Source organism: Variovorax restrictus (genome assembly GCF_051216715.1).
Lineage (GTDB): Bacteria > Pseudomonadota > Gammaproteobacteria > Burkholderiales > Burkholderiaceae_C > Variovorax.
Window position 1 is genome coordinate 255,446 of sequence record NZ_JBPJZH010000003.1, and the last position, 18,212, is coordinate 273,657.

Below are 18,212 nucleotides of genomic sequence, written 5' to 3' on the forward strand. Positions count from 1 at the left end.
GTGAAGGACCGACCGTGAGTTCGATCGCCGACAAGTTGAAGAAGTACCTGCCCGCCAACGAGGGCCACCCGAACATGCGCGTGCATGGCGATTCCACCCTCTCGCTGGACAACGTCGAAACCATGCAACCTCCCGAGGAGCGAACGGTGCACTTCCCGCGTACGGAGAACGAAACCTTCTCGACCGGTGCAGCCCTCGACGCGCCGGCCCTGAACGAACCGACTGCGCCGGCCCTGAACGAACCGACGACGCCTGTCGTCGCACCGTTCGTCGCCAGCGCCGCTTCGGGCGGCGGTGATGCCGGCGCCGGCCCCGCACCGGCGAAGTTCAGCCCCGCCCGGCAACAGCGCATCTTCGCCATCGCGCTCGCGGTGGTCGTGCTGCTGCTGCTGCTGGTGGCGGGCTCCGCCATCCTGCGCGCCGACCGACTGGCGCAGCAGGTGGCATCGACCGGCCAGTCGCTGATGCAGTCGCAGCGTCTGGCCAAGTCGGTGTCGCAGGCCCTCGTGGGCAACGCGGCCGCCTTCGCCGAAGTGCGCGACAGCTCGGACGACCTGGCCCGCCGGGTGCAGGGCCTGGCCAACGGCGACGACGCGCTCAACCTGGAGCGCGTGGGCGGCCAGTACGACGCCGACCTCGCCAAGATCACGCCGCTGGTCGAGCGTGCCGACAAGAGCGCCAAGGCGGTGCTCGCGCAGCAGCAGATCCTCACGCAGGTGGGCGCCGCGCTGCGCGACATCAACCGCCAGTCGTCCGACCTGCTGGAGATGGCCGAGACGGTGGCCTCCATCAAGATGCAGCAGAACGCGACCATCCCCGAGATCGCGGCCGCGGGCCAGCTGGTGATGCTGACGCAGCGCATCGGCAAGTCCGCCAACGAATTCCTGACCGTCGAAGGCGTGAGCCCCGACGCCGTGTTCCTGCTGGGCAAGGACCTGAACACCTTCCAGGAGGTGGCGCGCGGCCTGCTCGACGGCAACACCCAGCAGCGCCTGCCGGGCACGCGCGACGCGCAGGCCCGCCAACAGCTCGACGCCATCCTCAAGACCTATGAAAAGACGCGTACCCAGGCCGGTGCCATCCTGGGCAACCTGCAAGGCCTGGTGACTGCACGTGAAGGCCAGGCCACCATCCTGGCCGACAGCGAGCCGCTGCGTCTGGCGCTGGGCGAACTGCAGGTCAAGCTGTCCGAGCGCACGGGCCTGGGCGTCGGCACCATCGCGACGCTGTTCCTGCTGTCGCTGGCCGCGCTGGCGCTCGCCGGCGGCATCGGCTTCGTGCAGGTGCGCGAAGGTCGCGAACGTGCCCTGGCCGCCGAGCAGGAGCGGATCGAGGCCGAGCGTCTGAGCGAAGAAGCCAGCCGGGTGAACAGCGCCAACCAGGCCGCCATTCTTCGCCTGATGAACGAACTGCAGACGGTGGCCGAAGGCGACCTGACCCAGGAAGCCACCGTGACGGAAGACATCACCGGCGCCATTGCCGACTCGGTGAACTACACGGTGGAAGAGCTCCGTCTGCTGGTGGGCAACGTGCAGAACACGGCGACCCGGGTGGCGCACACCACGTCGCAGGTGGAGAACACTTCGACCGAACTGCTGGCGGCTTCGACCGAACAGCTGCGCGAGATCCGCGAAACCGGCCAGTCGGTGCTGACCATGGCCGAGCGCATCAACGGCGTGTCCTCGCAGGCGCAGGAATCGGCCACGGTGGCGCGCCAGTCGCTCAAGGCCGCGTCGTCGGGCCTGCAGGCGGTGCAGAACGCCATCGGGGGCATGAACGCCATCCGCGACCAGATCCAGGAGACCTCCAAGCGCATCAAGCGCCTGGGTGAATCGTCGCAGGAGATCGGCGAAATCACCGAGCTGATTTCCGACATCACCGAACAGACCAACGTGCTGGCGCTGAACGCCGCCATCCAGGCCGCCTCTGCCGGTGAAGCCGGCCGCGGCTTCTCGGTGGTGGCCGAAGAAGTGCAGCGACTGGCCGAACGCTCCGCCGACGCGACGCGCCAGATCTCGGCGCTGGTGAAGGCGATTCAGACCGACACGCAGGATGCCGTGGGCGCCATGGAGCGCTCCACGCAGGGCGTGGTCGAAGGGGCCAAGCTGTCCGACAACGCCGGCACCGCGCTCTCCGAGATCGACCGCGTGTCGCGCCGCCTGGCCGACCTGATCGAGCAGATTTCGCAGTCCGCCTCCCGCGAGGCCGATTCCGCCAACGTGGTGGCCGCCAACATCCAGCACATCTTCGCGGTGACCGAGCAGACCGGGGAGGGCACACGCACCACGGCCCAGCAGGTGCGGGAGCTCTCGCACATGGCCGAAGAGCTGCGCCAGTCGGTCGCACGCTTCAAGATCGTCTGACCCGCCGAGCGCCCAACGTGCTGCCGATGCCCGTGCCTTCCAACGCCTCGAACCCCGGCCCGTCGCCGGCCCCCCAGGACCTCGGGCCCTTGGCCTGGGTCATCGACGAAGTCCAGAAGACGCTCGACGGTGCCGGCAAGGCGCTGCGCCGCTTCGCGCGCGAAGGCGCCGCCGAGCCCGACACCGGTCCGCTGCGCCTGGCGCGCCAACAACTGCACCAGACCGTGGGCGCGCTCACGATGGTCGGCCACAAGGCGCCAGCGCTGGTGGTGGGGGCGATGGAGTTCGCCGTGCAGCGCTACATCGACCATCCGGCCGGCTGCAGCGAAGCGGCCGTCCAGAAGCTCGACCGCGCCGGTTTCGCGGTGTCCGACTACCTGAATGCGCTGCTCGGCGGCAAGCAGGTCTCGTCGGTCGGGCTGTTCCCGCAGTACCGCGACGTGCTCGAGATGGCCAGCAGCGATCGCGTGCATCCGGCCGATCTCTGGGCGCACGGCTGGCGCTGGGTCGAGATCAAGCCCTCGCCCACGCAGGCCGCGCTGGTCTACGACCCGGCGGTGCGCTCCAAGCTCGACCGCGAGGTCCTCAAGATCGTCAAGAGCGGCGACGACCGCGCCGCCCGGCGCCTGCACGAACTCTGCCTGGGCCTGGCCCGGGGCTCGTCGGTGCCGCGCGTGGTCAGTTTCTGGACGCTGGCCGCCGGCTTCTTCGAGGCGCTGGGCGCCGCGCTGTTGCCGGTCGACGTCTACGTCAAGCGCGTGTCCTCGCGCGTTCTGCTGCAGTACGCCACGCTCGCGCGCGGCGACGCGACGGTGTCCGAGCGGCTCGGGCAGGACCTGCTGTTCTTCTGCGCGCAGGCCGCACCGGGCGCGCGCGACGATGTCGGCACGCTGCGCCAGGTGCGCGCTTCCTGGGGCATCGGCGACGACCAGTCGACCGTCGACTACAGCGTGGAGCAGTTCGGGCGCTTCGACCCGCTGGTGCTGGTCCAGGCACGCAAGCGCATCGAGGCCGCCAAGGAGATGTGGTCCGCGCTGTCGGCAGGCGACGTGTCGCGCACCCGCCAGGTGGCCGACACCTTCGCCCAGCTGGGCGAATCGCTGCAGAAGCTGCACCCACCGAGCCTGCCGATGGTGCAGGCGCTCAACAACGCGGTCGACGCGTCGATGCGCTCGGGCACGCCGCCGAGCACCGAGCTCGGACTCGAAGTCGCGACCGCGGTGCTCTACCTCGAGGCCGCCTTCGAAGACCTGGACCCGCAGGACCGCCAGCTCACCGCGCGCACCGTGCAACTGGCCGGTCGCATCGACCGGGTGCGCGACGGCGGTCAGGCCGAGCCCCTCGAGCCATGGATGGAGGAGCTGTACCGCCGGGTCAGCGACCGCCAGTCCATGGGCACCGTGGTCGACGAGCTGCGCGCCCACCTCGGCGAGCTCGAGAAATCGCTCGACCAGTTCTTCCGCCGCCCGAACGAGCGCGCGGCCCTGCGCACCGTGCCGAGCCAGCTTCTGCAGATGCGCGGCGTGTTCTCGGTGCTCGGCCTCGACCAGGCCGCGCAGACCGTGCAGCGCATGCGCGAGAGCGTCGACCACCTGCTGGAGACCCCGTCGCCCGCCGACGAGGCCCGCGACTTCGACGCGCTCGGCAACAACCTGGGCGCGCTGGGTTTCCTGATCGACATGCTGGGCTACCAGCCGGCGCTGGCCAAGCGCCTGTTCGTGTTCGATGCCGACGTGGGCGAGCTCAAGCCGCTGATGGGCCGAAGCGCCGAGGCCGCCGCCGCGGATGCCGCTGCGTTCGATGCCACGGCTGCCGCGACGCCTGCCGTCGGGCCGGTGCTCAGCGTCGAGGAAGTCGATGCGCAGATCGCCGCCAAGCTCGCCGCGCTCGCTGCGCCGACGCGCAAGGCGCCCACCCCGATCGAGGAATTCAGCCGCGCCGCGGACAGCTGGACCGCCAAGATCGTCGGGCCGACCGCCTTGCCCGACACCGAGGTCAACGAGCTCGACGAAGACGACCTGCAGAACATCTTCCTGGACGAAGCCCGCGAGGTGCTGGAGAACGGCGACGCCGCGGTGTCGCTGCTGGCGGAAGACCCGACCGACGTGGGCGAGCTCACCGTGCTGCGCCGCGCCTTCCACACGCTCAAGGGCAGTTCGCGCATGGTCGGCCTCACGGCCTTCGGCGACGCCGCCTGGTCGTTCGAGCAGGTGCTGAACACCTGGCTGGCCGACCAGCGCCCCGCCACGCCCGAGCTGCTGAGCGCCACCGAACGCGCGCTGAAGGACTTCTCCGCCTGGGTCGAGGCGATTGCCGCCGGCCAGCCGCACGACTGGGAGCCTTCGGCCTTCAGTCGCGTGGCCGAGGCCTTGCGCAGCGGTGACCCGCTGCCGCCACCGGCCGCCATCGCGCCCGATGCGCTGGCCGCCGCGGCCCGCCGCATCGCTGCGGAGCCGACGCCCGCACCGGCGCCGGTGCCGGTGGTCGAGGCGCCTGCACCCGAGCCGGCATCGATGCCCGCCGATTTGGAAGCCCTGCTGGCCGAGCTCCCGGCCATCGATGCGGCAGAGCTGCCCGCAGCCGACGCACCCGTGGCGCGTGGCACCAGCGAGATGGACGACGACTTCGCGTCCACCGATTTCCTCGACTTCGAACCGCGCGCCGACACCCCGGCGACCGAATTGCCGCCGCCGCTGGGCGGCGAGGACATCGACTTTCTCGAGACGGCACACGCATCCATCGATCAGTTCCGCGTGCCGACGATGACGCTGGACTTCGACATCAGCGAGGCTGCGCCGCTGGAAGCGCCGGTCGCCCCACGCACCGCGTCGGCGCCTGCGGTGATGCCGCCGCTGCCCGACCTGTCCTTCTCGACGCCCGCAGCGCCGCCCGAGCCGGCGCCCGCCGACGCGGACGAACCCGACGCCGTGCAGGAAGAACTCGACGCGCTCGCTAGCCTGCTGGCCGCGCCACCCGAGCCGGAACACCGCCTCGACGAGGTCGTGGCACCGGCCGTTGCGCCGGTGGCCGAAGCGACGCGGGTGCCCGACGCGGTGGAGGAGCCGACGGCGGAGGTGGTGCCCGTCGCCGCGTCGCCAGCGCCGGCGGCCTCGCCGGAACGCGAGCCCGAGCCCGAGCCCGAATTCGAACTGGCCGCGCCCAGCGCCGACGACGCGGTCAAGGCGATCGGCCCGCTGCGGATCGGCATCGCGCTCTACAACGTCTACCTCAACGAAGCCGATGAATGGTCGCGTCAGCTCGCCATCGACGTCGGCGAATGGGCGCTCGAACCGCACGTGCGCATCGGCGACTCGACCGTCGCGCTGGCGCATTCGCTCGCCGGCAGCTCGGCCACGGTCGGCTTCCAGGGCCTGTCGGGCATGGCACGCCTGTTCGAAACCGCGCTCCAGCACCTGCACCGGCAGGGCCGCGGCACGCCGGAGCAGGGGCGGGTGCTGGTGGCCGCGGCCGACGAGGTGCGCCACCTGCTGCACCAGTTCGCCGCGGGCTTCCTGCGCGAACCCTCCGACGAGACGCTGCAGGACCTGCGCGACGTCGCTGCGTCGCAGTTGCCGCTCGACGCGCCGGACAGCGGCCCCGCGCCGCTGGGCTTCGCCGGCGCTGCACGCGCCGACGTGTCGCTCGACGATTCCGACGACGCCTACGACCTGGCCGATTCGGTCGACGTCGATCTTTTCCCGATCTTCGAGGAAGAGGCCGCCGAACTGATGCCCAAGCTGGGCGGCGCGCTGCGCGCATGGCTAGCCGACCCGGCGAGCGATGCGCCGCGGGCTTCGGTGCTGCGCACGCTGCACACGCTCAAGGGCAGTGCCCGGCTGGCCGGCGCGATGCGCCTGGGCGAGCGCGCGCACCGCATGGAGTCCGAGATCGAGGCCATCGGTGCCCATGGCGCCGACCGCGCAGACGTGGAGGCGCTGCTCGCGCGCTTCGACGCGCTTCAGACCACCTTCGATGGGCTGCGCGACATCGGCGACGGCGCGGCCGATGCCCTGGCCGTCGCCGAGGCGCCGGTGGCCGACGAGCCCTTCGTGGCGCCGGTGTCCGACGCCGCGGCGCCCGTTGCCGGCCCCGAGACAACCGCCGCCAACGAATCGCCCGCTGAGGCGCCGGTCGCGCGCACCGGCTCGGTGGCCATCCCGCTGCCGTCGATGCTGATGCCGCTGCGCAGCGGCACCTCGCAGCAGGCCGTGCGCATCCGCACGCAGTTGCTCGACCGCCTGGTGGCCCAGGCCGGCGAGGTGATCATCACGCGCTCGCGGCTGGAGGCCGAGCTCAACCAGTTGCGCGGCTCGCTCGGCGACCTGACCGGCAACCTCGACCGCCTGCGTCAGCAGCTGCGCGACATCGAGGTGCAGGCCGAAAGCCAGATGCAATCGCGCCTGGCGCAGGCCAAGGACTCGCAGCAGGGCTTCGACCCGCTCGAGTTCGACCGCTTCACCCGCGTGCAGGAACTCACTCGCATGATGGCCGAGTCGGTCAACGACGTGGCCACCGTGCAGCGCACGCTGCAGAAGACGGTGCAGGCCACGGAAGACGACCTGTCGGCCCAGGCGCGCCAGACGCGCGAGCTGCAGCGCGGCCTGCTGCGTACGCGCATGGTGGAGTTCGAAGGCATTTCCGATCGCCTCTACCGCGTAGTGCGCCAGGCCTCGAAGGACACCGGCAAGCAGGTGCGCCTGGACATCGTCGGCGGCTCCATCGAGATGGACCGCGGCGTGCTGGAACGCATGACCCCGTCGTTCGAACATCTGCTGCGCAACAGCGTGGCGCACGGCATCGAGAGCGCCGCGGCGCGCGAGCAGGCCGGCAAGGAGCCCAGCGGCCTGATCGCCATCGAGCTGCACCAGGAAGGCAATGACGTTTCCGTCAGCTTCCGCGACGACGGCGGTGGTCTCAACCTGGACCGCATCGCGCAGCGCGCCCGCGCCCTGGGCCTGGCGACCCACGACGAGGTGCTGTCGCCCGACGCTGCGGCGGAGATGATCTTCAAGCCCGGCTTCTCGACCGCCGAGCAGGTGTCGGAACTGGCCGGCCGCGGCATCGGGATGGACGTGGTGCGCGCCGATGTGGCCGCGCTCGGCGGCCGCATCGAAACGCACAGCACGCCGGGGCAGGGCACCACCTTCAAGCTGGTGCTGCCGCTGACCACCGCGGTGACGCACGTCGTGATGCTGCGCGCGGGCAACACGTCGATCGGCGTGCCGTCCAACCTGGTCGTGCTGGTGCAGCGCGTGAGCGCGGCCGAACTCGACGTGGCCTACGCCAGTCAGCAGTACCTCTTCGCGGGCGAGCCGGTGCCCTTCTACTGGGCCGGTGCGCTGCTTCAATCGTCGGCCCGCAGCGAAGCCTCGGGCAGCAAGACGCACGCGATTGTGGTGGTGCGCAGCGCGGCACAGCGCGTGGCGCTGCACGTGGACGAAGTGCTGGGTAACCAGGAAGTCGTGGTCAAGAACCTTGGTCCGCAGCTGTCGCGGCTGCCGGGCATGGCGGGCATCTCGGTGCTCGCCTCTGGCGCGGTGGCGCTCATCTACAACCCGGTGGCGCTGGCGGCCGTGCATGGCGACCAGGCGCGGGCCATGCAGCAGGCGGGCAGCGCCGCCGCCGCGGGGCCGGACGGGACGCAGACTGCCGCCGCGCCGGTGGGGGTGCAAGAAGCCCCGCTGGTGCTGGTGGTCGACGATTCGATCACGGTGCGCCGCGTGACGCAGCGCATGCTGCAGCGCGAGGGCTACCGCGTGTCGCTCGCCGCCGACGGCCTGCAGGCCTTGGAGCGTCTGCAGACCGAGCGGCCGGCGGTGGTGCTGTCGGACATCGAGATGCCGCGCATGGACGGCTTCGACCTGGCGCGCAACATCCGCGCCGACGAGGCGCTGAAGCATCTGCCGATCATCATGATCACCTCGCGCATCGCCGAGAAGCACCGCGAACATGCGGCGCAACTGGGCGTGAACCACTACCTGGGCAAGCCCTACTCGGAAGAGGAACTGCTGCGGCTGGTGCGCACCTACGCGCAGGTCGAAGCGCCCGCGTCCACCTGACGGACCGAGCCTGCTCATACCGGTCTGCACTCAGCAGCCGATGAAACCGGCGCGACCAAGTCCAGAGCGCCCGCGGAACTGGCTCCGCCAGGCCGCCGGGTGCGCCCCCTTGAGGGGCTGAGGGCCGCGGCTCCAAGTCTGCCTGCGCAGACTTGGACGGCCCCGAAGGGCGCCGGACTCCGGCCGGCGCACGTGGCGGCGACACGCAGTGCGCCGCATCGGGGGTGGGTTCAATTCGGCAGGCCGGCGCGCACCAGGTCGACTTGGCGGGTGCAGCCCATCTTGTCCTTGATCATCGCGATCTGCTTGCGCACGGTGTGGATAGACACGCCGTGCGCCTGCGCATGCTGCGACGGCGACTGGCCCGCGATCAGCGCGCCGAGCACCCGCTGCTCGGCAGGCGTGAGGTCGTAGGCCGGCCCGAGCGTGCGCAGCCGCGCTTCGATCGAGTCGGGCGCGTGCCGCACGCGCAGCAGCAGCAGGCGCTCGTTGCCCAGTCGCGCGATCCGCGCCGCGGGTGCCAGGTCGATCTGGCAGCCGGCCACCTCGCCGTCGTCCGGCAGCGTCAGGGTGAGCCGGCGCTCGCGCTCGGCGGCGCTGGCCAGCGCGCCGTAGAGCGCCTCGCGCAGGGCCGGTGCGGCATGCCACATCCGACCATGGCGGACACGCAGGCCCTGGTTCAGCGCGAACCACGCCTGGGCCCGCGGCGACTGCCGCAGCACGGCCCCCTTGCTGCTCACCAGGCAGAGCGCCTCTTCGAAGCCGTCGAAGGCCGACTCGGTGGCGGCGAACCAATGCTCCGTCGCGGCCCGGCGCGCGTGCACGGCTTCGCCGATGGCGGCGGCCAGCGCGGCGCTTGCGCCCTGTGCGAGCTGCCGACGGCCGGTCTCGCGCGGCTCGGCACGCTGCACCGTGAGGCCGCCATGGCGTGTCGGCGACTGCTCCACCAGCAGCGTGAGCATCTGTCGCATGCGGTGCCGGCACATGAAGTCGACGTAGTAGGGGTGCGAGGACAGCGTGCGCGGGCTGAACAGTTCCGTCGTGTCGAACCAGGTGCCCTCCGGGGCCCCCGTCGTCGCTGGCGTGACGATGTCGTGGGCGTGGTAGTGCTCGACGTAGTCCCGCTCGGCGGCCGCCGAGATGCCGCTCTGCTGGCAGTCGAGCAGTTCGCCGGTGCGGCTGAACAGGATGAAGCTGGCGCTGTCGCCGCCGATCAACTGTCGGGCGCCCTCCAGCACGTCGGCCCAGGGAGGCACGGCATCGCGCAGGTGATGGGTGGCTTCGAGTGTGCGATGGAGCACGGGATCTTGGAACACGACTACCTCCGCAGGCTGTCCTGGCTCGGTCGACTCCCCTGCACGGACCCTACGCGCCGGCGCGTTGCCGTCAATCCCACGAACGGGGGAGATGGGCGTCGGCGTCCCGGATCGCGCAGTGGCTTTGGAGCGTCTCAGGTGTGCGCTGCGGCGGCATCATCCAAAGTGATGACGACGACTTCCAGCGGGAGCCGTCAGTGGCCCGCGGCCACCTTGCGCACCACGCCGTAGCGCTGCAGCGTGCGCTCGCGCGCTTCGGCGTGGTCGACGATCGGCTTGGGGTAGTGCTCGCCGAGCGTCAGCCCGGCCGCTTCGAGCTCGACCGGTGACGCGGTCCAGGGCGCGTGGATGACCTTGTTCGACAGCGGGGCCAGCTGCGGCAGGTAGCGCCGGATGAACTTGCCCTCGGGGTCGAAGCGTTCGCTCTGCGTCACCGGGTTGAAGATGCGGAAGTAGGGCTGCGCGTCGCAGCCGCTGGAGCTGGCCCACTGCCAGCCGCCGTTGTTCGACGACAGCTCGAAGTCGTTGAGGTGCTGCGCGAAGTAGGCCTCGCCGCGGCGCCAGTCCAGCCCCAGGTCCTTGCACAGGAAGCTCGCCACCACCATGCGCAGGCGGTTGTGCATGTAGCCGCTCTGGTTGATCTGCAGCATGGCGGCGTCGATCAGCGGATAGCCGGTGCGACCCTGGCACCAGGCGTCGAAGAGCAGGTCGGCATGCTTGCCGTGGTGCCAGATGATCTTGTCGTACTCGGGCCGGAAGCTCTTGCCGTCGGCCAGGTGCGGGTTGTGCGCCAGGATCTGGAAGTAGAAGTCGCGCCAGATCAGCTCGCTCAGCCAGGTCGCGGCACCCGCATTCCCCTGCAGCGACAACTGGTGTGCCACGCTCGCCAACTGGCGGATCGACACCGTGCCGAAGCGCAGGTGCACGCTCAGGTAGCTCGGCCCGCGCACCGCAGGGAAGTTGCGCGCGGCGTCGTAGCGGTCGATGCGCTCGAAGAAATCGTCGAACAGCGCCGCACCGCCCTGCGCGCCGGTCGGGATCTCCAGCGTCGAGAGGTTGGTCGTCTCGAAGCCGAGGTCCTTCAGGGCGGGCACCGGCGCGTCGTAGCGGGCGGGCGGTGCGATCAGCGACTCGGCGTAGCCGCGCGACGGGTAGGGCTTGAGGAAGAAGTCGTCGACCTTGGCCAGCCAGGCGCGCTTGTAGGGCGTGAACACCGTGTAGGGCTGGCCGACCTTGGTCAGCACCTCGTCGCGCTCAAACACCACCTGGTCCTTGGCGGTGTGGAAGGTGATGCCGGCATTGGCCAGCGCGCCGAAGACCGTCGCGTCGCGCTCGATGGCCGCGGGCTCGTAATCGCGGTTGGCGAAGACGGCCTGCACGTCCAGCGCATGGGCCAGCTCGGGAATCTCCTCCTCGGCCACGGCATGCCGCACGATCAGCCCGCCGCCCAGCGCGCGAAGGTCGGCGTCGAGCGCGACCAGCGACTCGCGGATGAATTCCACGCGCCGGTCGGTGTCGGGCAGCGGGTCGAGGATCGCCTTGTCGAAGACGAACACGCAGACCACCTCGCGGCAGGTGCGCAGGGCTCGCCACAGGGCCGCGTTGTCGTCCACGCGGAGGTCCCGGCGGAACCACATCAGGCCCTTGGGGTAGGTTTTATCGACGGCCAGTAAAATCGGGGGCATGTCTTCCGATTCTGCCCCGATGAACCTCACGCATCATTTCCTGATCGCGATGCCGGGGCTGGCAGACCAGGCCTTCAACCGCAGCGTGGTCTACCTCTGCGAGCACAGCGAGCGCGGCGCGCTCGGCCTCGTCATCAACAAGCCCAGCGACATCAACCTGAAGGTGCTGTTCGAGAAGATCGAGCTGCATCTCTCGCGCCCGGAGCTCGGCAATGCGCCGGTGTTCCAGGGCGGCCCGGTGCAGACCGAGCGCGGCTTCGTGCTGCACGAGCCGGTCTTCGCCGACGCCGACAAGCCCGAGGAATCGGTCTACGCCTCGACCATGACGATCCCCGGCGGCCTCGAGATGACCACCTCGAAGGACGTGCTGGAAGCGATGGCCACCGGCGCCGGCCCGCGCAAGGTGCTGGTGTCGCTCGGCTACTCGGCCTGGGGCGAAGGCCAGCTCGAAAGCGAACTGGCCGAGAACAGCTGGCTCACCGTCGGCGCCGACCCGGCCGTCATCTTCGACACGCCGGTCGAGCAGCGCTACGACAAGGCGCTGCTGCTGCTGGGGCTGGAGGCGTGGAAGCTGTCGCCCGATGCCGGACATGCGTGAGCGTTGTCGCGATGTCTGACAGCGCTGCCGCCCCGGTTCCTTCCCATTTCCAAAGCTTCCTGGCCTTCGACTACGGCCAGAAGCGCACCGGCGTCGCCACCGGCAACCGGCTGCTCGGCACCGCGTCGCCGCAAGCCACCATCAAGGCCGAGGGTGACGCGCGCTTCGTGCAGGTGGCCGTGCGCATCAAGGAGTGGCAGCCCGACGCGCTGGTGATCGGCGTGCCCTTCCACCCCGACGGCGCCGCCCACGACAACACCCGCGCCGCGCAGAAGTTCGCACGCCAGTTGCGCGGCCGCTTCAACCTGCCGGTGTACGAGGTCGACGAGCGCTACAGCACGACCGAGGCGCTGTCGTTTGGCGCCCGCGACGCCGACGCCGCATCGGCCTGCATCATCCTTGAGCAATTCCTGAGGAGCCTTCCTTGAGTTCCATCCCTGAAGCCGAATCGCTGTACGGCGACCTGCGGCGCGGCGTGACCGCGCTGATGCGGCCCGACACCCGCCTGGTCGGAGTCACCTCCGGCGGCGCCTGGCTGGTCGAGCGCCTGCAGAAAGACCTGGGCCTGGCCGGCGCGCCGGGCATCATTTCGTCGGCCATGCACCGCGACGACTTCGCGCGCCGCGGTCTGTCGTCGAGCGCGCAGACCGCGCTGCCCTTCGACGTGAACGGCGCCGACGTGCTGCTGCTCGACGATGTGCTCTACACCGGCCGCACCATCCGCGCCGTGCTCAACGAGCTGTTCGACTTCGGTCGGCCGGCGTGCGTGCGGCTGGCGGTGCTGGTCGACCGCGGCGGTCGCGAGCTGCCGGTAGCGGCCGATTTCGCGGCCGCGACACTGACGCTGCCCGCTACGCAATCGCTCGCGCTCGCACGCAGCGAGGGCGGCGCCTTCAGCTTCGACGTGAAGGAGGCCTGAGGTGCTCTACAAGCGCAATCCGCAACTCAACAAGCACGGCGAGCTGATCCACCTGCTGTCGATCGAGGGTCTGCCGAAAAGCATCCTCACGCACATCCTCGACACGGCCGCCAACTTCACCAGCGTGAGCGACCGCGAGGTCAAGAAGGTGCCGCTGCTGCGCGGCAAGAGCGTGTTCAACCTGTTCTTCGAGAACTCGACGCGCACCCGCACCACCTTCGAGATCGCGGCCAAGCGGCTGTCGGCCGACGTGCTCAACCTCGACATCGCGCGCTCGTCGGCGAGCAAGGGCGAGTCGCTGCTGGACACCATCGCCAACCTCTCCGCCATGGCGGCCGACATCTTCGTCGTGCGCCACAGCGAGTCGGGCGCGCCGTACCTGATCGCGCAGCATGTGGCGCCGCATGTGCATGTGGTGAACGCCGGCGACGGCCGCCATGCGCACCCGACGCAGGGGCTGCTCGACATGTTCACCATCCGGCACTACAAGAAGGACTTCGCGAACCTCACGGTGGCGATCGTCGGCGACGTGGTGCATTCGCGCGTGGCGCGCTCGGACATCCATGCGCTCACCACGCTCGGCTGTGCCGAGGTGCGCGTGGTCGGCCCCAAGACGCTGGTGCCCGGCGACATGGCCGGCATGGGCGTGCGCGTGTGCCACACCCTCGAAGAAGGCATCAAGGACTGCGACGTCGTCATCATGCTGCGGCTGCAGAACGAGCGCATGAGCGGCGCGCTGCTGCCGTCGTCTCAAGAGTTCTTCAAGACCTACGGCCTCACGCCCGAGAAGCTGCAGCTGGCCAAGCCCGACTGCATCGTGATGCACCCGGGCCCGATCAACCGCGGCGTCGAGATCGACTCGGCGGTGGTCGACGGCAAGCAGAGCGTGATCCTGCCGCAGGTCACCTTCGGCATCGCGGTCCGCATGGCCGTGATGAGCATCGTGGCGGGCAACGAAGCATGAACATCCTCATCACGAACGGCCGTGTGGTCGACCCGGCGTCCGGCCTCGACCAGCAAGGCGACGTCGCCATCGCCGACGGCAGGATCCTCGCCATCGGCAACACGCCGAGCGACTTCCAAGCCGCGCGCACGCTCGACGCCGCGGGCTGCATCGTCGCTCCCGGCCTGGTCGACCTGGCCGCGCGCCTGCGCGAGCCGGGCTACGAGCACGAAGGCATGCTCGACAGCGAGATGGCCGCGGCGGTGGCCGGCGGCGTGACCAGCCTGGTCTGTCCGCCCGACACCGACCCGGTGCTCGACGAGCCAGGCCTGGTCGAGATGCTCAAGTTCCGCGCCGAGAAGCTGCAGCGTGCGCGCCTCTTCCCGCTCGGCGCCGTCACGCGCAACCTGGCCGGCGAGGTGCTTACCGAGATGGTCGCGCTGACCGAAGCGGGCTGCGTCGGCTTCAGCCAGGCCGACGTGCCGCTGACCAACACGCAGGTGCTCCAGCGCGCGCTGTCGTACGCCGCCACCTTCGGCTACACGATCTGGCTGCGCCCGCAGGACCGCGACCTGGGCAAGGGCGTGGCCGCCAGCGGCGCGCTCGCCACGCGCCTGGGCCTGGCCGGCGTGCCGGTCGCGGCCGAGACCATCGCGCTCTTCACCATCTTCGAGCTGATGAAGAGCACCGGCGCCCGCGTGCACCTGTGCCGCCTGTCGAGCGCGGCGGGCGTCGCGCTGGTGCGCGCCGCCAAGGCCGACGGCCTGCCGGTGAGCTGCGACGTCAGCATCAACTCGCTGCACCTGACCGACACCGACATCGGCTTCTTCGACAGCCGCGCACGCCTGAACCCGCCGCTGCGCCAGCAGCGCGACCGCGACGCGCTGTCGGCCGCGCTGGCCGACGGCACCATCGACGTGCTGGTGTCCGACCACACGCCGGTCGACGCCGATGCCAAGACGCTGCCCTTCGCGGAGAGCGAGCCGGGCGCTACCGGCCTCGAGCTGCTGCTCCCGCTCGCGCTGCAATGGGGCGAGCGCAGCGGTGCCGGCCTGGTGCGGGCGTTGCAGGCCGTGACCTCGGCACCCGCGAAGCTGATCGGCGCGCCCGGCGTCGGTTCGCTGGCCGCCGGGTCGGCCGCCGACGTGTGCGTGATCGATCCGTCGCTCGAATGGCAGGTCGACGCCGACGCGCTGCGCAGCCAGGGCAAGCACACGCCCTTCATCGGCTACGCGATGCAGGGCCGCGCGCGCTTCACGCTGGTGGGCGGGCGCGTGGTGCACGAGACCGTCGGCGCCGATTGAAGAAGATGCGTTCGCTCCTCGCCTGCTGGAAGCTGCTGCGCGCCGTCGCCCACATGGTCGGCGGCTGGTGGACCATCCGCCGGCACTTCCACGGCATGCCGCAGGCCGAGCGCGATGCGCGCGTGCAGCGCTGGGCAGAGCGCATGCTCGCCGTCATGGGCGTGCGGCTGGAAGTGCAGGGCACACCGCCCGCGGCAGGCCCGGCCCTGGTGGTGTGCAACCACCTGTCGTGGCTCGACATCGTGGCCGTTCATGCCGCGCGGCATGTGCGCTTCGTCTCCAAGGCCGGCGTGCACCACTGGCCCGTGGTCGGCACCCTGGCCGTGGGCGCCGGCACGCTCTTCATCGAACGCGAGAGCCGGCGTGACGCCTTGCGCGTGGTGCATCACATGGCCGAAGCCCTGCGCGACGGCGACATCGTGGCGGTGTTCCCCGAAGGCACCACCAGCGACGGCCGCGGCGTGCTGCCCTTCCATGCCAACCTGCTGCAGGCGGCCATCGTCTCCTGCGCGCCCGTGATTCCCGCCGCGCTGCGCTTCGCCGACGCCGCCACGGGCGAGACCAGTGTCGCCCCGCTGTACGTGGGCGACGACAGCCTGATCGGTTCGCTGTGGCGCACGCTGACGGCACCGCCGCTCTTGGCGGTGGTGCGCTTCGGCGAGTCGCAATCGCCTGAAGGCCGCGACCGCCGGGCCTGGGCACAGTCGCTGCACGCCGACGTGGTCGCGCTGCGCGACCTCATGCGCTGAGCGCTGGTTCGACCCTGTGCCGCCGCTGCGAGGGCGCGGCTACGATGCGTCCCGCGGCCCACACCGCGGACACAACAACAGGAGACAACACCCATGCGCACCCCCCACTTTCGCCTCGGCCTGGCGGCCCTCGCCGCCACCACCTTCCTCGCCGGCTGCAGCGGCATGCCTGCGCCCGGCGCGTCGCGCCAGCTGATGCTGGTCGCCAACGACGAGAAGCAGTCGTGGACCGATGCCGGCGCCGTGGTGCTCGCGCCGCGCGGCCGCGACAGCGTGCAGGTGATCGACATCGGCACCGACCCGCTGGCGCCGAAGGTGGTCGGCACGCTCGCCTTGGACAACACCATCGCCGGCCCGCCAACCAACCTGGCCATCACCGCCGACGAGCGGCTGGCGCTGGTCGCGAATTCGCTCAACGTGGTGGAAGAGAACGGCGTGCGCAAGCAGGTGCCCGACAACCGCGTCTTCGTCATCGACCTCGCCGCCACGCCCCCGAAGCTGATCGACACGCTGACGATCGGCCGGCAGCCCTCGGGCCTGTCGATCAACAAGGCCGGCACGCTGGCGCTGGTGGCGAACCGCGCCGACAACTCGGTGAGCGTGCTGCGCATCGCGGGTCAGAAGGTGACGCTGATCGACACGGTGGTCATCGGTGAGTCGGTCGCGCATGTGCGCTTCACGCCCGACGGACGCCGCGCGCTGGCGGCCAAGTTCCCGAGCCACAAGATCGCGCTGCTCGACGTCGATGGCGAGAAGGTGACGTACAACAAGGTCGACCTCGCGGCTGGCCTGTGGCCGTACAACGTCGACGTCACGCCCGACGGCAAGCTGGCGCTCACGGCCGACAACGGCAATTCGGGCGCATCCGACGGCCAGGTCGACACGGTGAGCGTGATCGACCTCGAAGCCACGCCGCCACGCGTGATCGACAAGGTGGTGGTCGGCGACGGCCCCGAAGGCCTGGCCGTGAGCCCGACCGGCAAGCTGGCGGTGGCCGTGCTCCTGCGCGGCAGCAATGCGTCGAAGAGCGCGTACTTCCACAACCGCAACGGCTCGGTGGTGGCGCTCAAGATCGATGGCAAGAAGGTCACGCGCAGCAACGAGGTCGTGGTGCGCGGCCTGCCTGAAGGCGCGGTGTTCAGCGCCGACGGCAAGTACCTCTACGTGGGCAACTTCATCGACCAGGACGTGAGCATCCTGCGGGTCGAGGGCGACACGATCGTCGACACCGGCAAGTCCTTCGGCCTCGCCGGGCACCCGGCGGCCATGCGCGGGCGCGTGACGCACTGAACTCCGCAGCCGTCAGGCCGGCTCGCCGCCCGCTTCTTCCAGCGCGCGCGGCTGTGACTCGCGCGTGAGCGTCTTGGCGAGCAGGCGCAGCGCATCGGCGAAGGCGGTGGTCGCCTCCGACAGCACGGCACCGCGGCGGTAGGCCAGGCCCAGGTCCATCGACGGCACCGCGGTCGACGTGACCGTGCGGCGGATGCGCCCGCCGTCGTGCGACCACGGGCGGAACACCAGGTCGGACAGGATCGTCACGCCCACGTTCTGCGCCACCAGGCTGCGCACCGCCTCGATCGACTTGGTGCGGAACACCACCTTGGGTTGGAGCTTCAGGGCGCTCCAGTAGCGGTCGACCGTCTCGACGTGCTCGTCCATGTCGAGCAGCACGTAGGGCAGGGTGGCGATCTCGCGCAGCGACACCGACTTCTTGTGCACCAGCGGATGGTCCAGCGCGGTCCACAGCCGCCGTGGCGACTTCAGCAGGTTCTCGCGCCGGATGTCGGCCGCGGTCGAGAGGTTCGACACCAGTACTACCGCCAGGTCGAACTCGCCGCTGCGCAGGCCGCGCTCGATCTCGATGCGGTTGCGCTCGACCGGCTCGAAGGCGATCAGCGGCAGCTGCCGCCGCATCGTGGCGATCACCTTGGGCAGCAGGTATTCCGAGACGGTGTCGGTGATCGCGATGCGCACATGGCCCGTCACCGACGACGCGGCGTTGCGCGTCTCTTCCACCGCGGCGTCGAGCGTGCTGAGCATGTGCTCGGCGTGGCGCAGGAAGCCCTCGCCCTGCACCGTCAGCCGCAGGCCGTCGGCGTGCCGCGTGAAGAGCGGCACCTTCAGCGTTGCCTCCAGGTTCTTGAGCGAGGTGGTCAGCGACGGCTGGCTCACATAGCAGCGCAGCGCCGCGCGCGAGACCTGGCCGGTGTGGGCGGCCGCCACGAAATGCTGGAGCTGCTTGAGCGTGATGGACATAGGCGCGCTCTATATCAGAT

The 18,212-nt window shown here is 70.3% G+C and carries 12 protein-coding genes; 9 read left to right on the plus strand and 3 right to left on the minus strand.

Annotation, left to right across the window (positions count from 1 at the left end):
* Positions 1-14 precede the first annotated feature (14 nt).
* Both ACSFA0_RS20705 and ACSFA0_RS20710 read left to right on the plus strand, forming a co-directional pair.
* A complete protein-coding gene (locus tag ACSFA0_RS20705; protein WP_435452172.1) occupies positions 15-2,363 on the plus strand; it encodes a methyl-accepting chemotaxis protein in 2,349 nt (782 codons plus the stop codon).
* A 26-nt stretch (positions 2,364-2,389) separates the two neighbouring features.
* Entirely contained in the window at positions 2,390-8,422 is a 6,033-nt protein-coding gene (locus ACSFA0_RS20710; RefSeq protein ID WP_435452173.1) for a hybrid sensor histidine kinase/response regulator, read from the plus strand.
* A gap of 230 nt (positions 8,423-8,652) precedes the next feature.
* Here the strand turns inward: ACSFA0_RS20710 and ACSFA0_RS20715 are convergent, their stop codons facing one another.
* Positions 8,653-9,738 (minus strand): helix-turn-helix transcriptional regulator, encoded by a 1,086-nt coding sequence (locus tag ACSFA0_RS20715; RefSeq protein ID WP_435452174.1) that lies wholly within the window; start codon positions 9,736-9,738, stop codon positions 8,653-8,655.
* Positions 9,739-9,932: 194 nt separating this feature from the next.
* A complete protein-coding gene (locus tag ACSFA0_RS20720) occupies positions 9,933-11,423 on the minus strand; it encodes a cryptochrome/photolyase family protein (protein WP_435452175.1) in 1,491 nt (496 codons plus the stop codon).
* Here ACSFA0_RS20720 and ACSFA0_RS20725 point away from each other — a divergent pair.
* The 7 genes from ACSFA0_RS20725 (at position 11,422) to ACSFA0_RS20755 (ending at position 17,226) form a co-directional block, all read left to right on the plus strand.
* Positions 11,422-12,021 (plus strand): YqgE/AlgH family protein, encoded by a 600-nt coding sequence (locus ACSFA0_RS20725; RefSeq protein ID WP_435452176.1) that lies wholly within the window; start codon positions 11,422-11,424, stop codon positions 12,019-12,021. The genes ACSFA0_RS20720 and ACSFA0_RS20725 overlap by 2 nt on opposite strands.
* A gap of 11 nt (positions 12,022-12,032) precedes the next feature.
* Positions 12,033-12,449: a Holliday junction resolvase RuvX gene (gene ruvX / locus ACSFA0_RS20730; protein ID WP_435452177.1), complete on the plus strand. Its 417-nt coding sequence runs from the start codon at positions 12,033-12,035 to the stop codon at positions 12,447-12,449.
* Positions 12,446-12,940: a bifunctional pyr operon transcriptional regulator/uracil phosphoribosyltransferase PyrR gene (gene pyrR, locus ACSFA0_RS20735; RefSeq protein ID WP_435452178.1), complete on the plus strand. Its 495-nt coding sequence runs from the start codon at positions 12,446-12,448 to the stop codon at positions 12,938-12,940. Before ruvX ends, pyrR begins: the two co-directional genes overlap by 4 nt.
* 1 nt (position 12,941) lies before the next feature.
* Entirely contained in the window at positions 12,942-13,904 is a 963-nt protein-coding gene (locus ACSFA0_RS20740; RefSeq protein ID WP_262073561.1) for an aspartate carbamoyltransferase catalytic subunit, read from the plus strand.
* Complete coding sequence (locus ACSFA0_RS20745; RefSeq protein ID WP_435452179.1) at positions 13,901-15,187, plus strand: dihydroorotase; 1,287 nt, start codon at positions 13,901-13,903, stop codon at positions 15,185-15,187. The genes ACSFA0_RS20740 and ACSFA0_RS20745 overlap by 4 nt, the downstream gene beginning before the upstream one ends.
* A gap of 5 nt (positions 15,188-15,192) precedes the next feature.
* Positions 15,193-15,936 (plus strand): lysophospholipid acyltransferase family protein, encoded by a 744-nt coding sequence (locus tag ACSFA0_RS20750; protein ID WP_435452180.1) that lies wholly within the window; start codon positions 15,193-15,195, stop codon positions 15,934-15,936.
* Between the two features lie 93 nt (positions 15,937-16,029).
* The gene (locus ACSFA0_RS20755) at positions 16,030-17,226 is read left to right on the plus strand and encodes a YncE family protein (protein ID WP_435452181.1); all 1,197 of its coding nucleotides are present in this window, start codon (positions 16,030-16,032) and stop codon (positions 17,224-17,226) included.
* 12 nt (positions 17,227-17,238) lie between these two features.
* On the opposite strand, the gene ACSFA0_RS20760 is transcribed toward ACSFA0_RS20755, so the two are convergent.
* Positions 17,239-18,192, minus strand: coding sequence for a LysR family transcriptional regulator (locus ACSFA0_RS20760; protein WP_435452182.1), 954 nt, complete (start codon positions 18,190-18,192; stop codon positions 17,239-17,241).
* Between the last annotated feature and the right edge of the window lie 20 nt (positions 18,193-18,212).

What these genes read in the sequence shown, in the direction of transcription:
- ACSFA0_RS20745 (WP_435452179.1), top strand. Translation starts at nt 13,901, where the DNA reads ATGAACATCCTCATCACGAACGGCCGTGTGGTCGACCCGGCGTCCGGC.
- ACSFA0_RS20725 (WP_435452176.1), top strand. Translation starts at nt 11,422, where the DNA reads ATGTCTTCCGATTCTGCCCCGATGAACCTCACGCATCATTTCCTGATC.
- ACSFA0_RS20750 (WP_435452180.1), top strand. Translation starts at nt 15,193, where the DNA reads ATGCGTTCGCTCCTCGCCTGCTGGAAGCTGCTGCGCGCCGTCGCCCAC.
- ruvX (WP_435452177.1), top strand. Translation starts at nt 12,033, where the DNA reads ATGTCTGACAGCGCTGCCGCCCCGGTTCCTTCCCATTTCCAAAGCTTC.
- ACSFA0_RS20710 (WP_435452173.1), top strand. Translation starts at nt 2,390, where the DNA reads ATGCCCGTGCCTTCCAACGCCTCGAACCCCGGCCCGTCGCCGGCCCCC.
- ACSFA0_RS20720 (WP_435452175.1), bottom strand. Translation starts at nt 11,423, where the DNA reads ATGCCCCCGATTTTACTGGCCGTCGATAAAACCTACCCCAAGGGCCTG.
- ACSFA0_RS20755 (WP_435452181.1), top strand. Translation starts at nt 16,030, where the DNA reads ATGCGCACCCCCCACTTTCGCCTCGGCCTGGCGGCCCTCGCCGCCACC.
- ACSFA0_RS20760 (WP_435452182.1), bottom strand. Translation starts at nt 18,192, where the DNA reads ATGTCCATCACGCTCAAGCAGCTCCAGCATTTCGTGGCGGCCGCCCAC.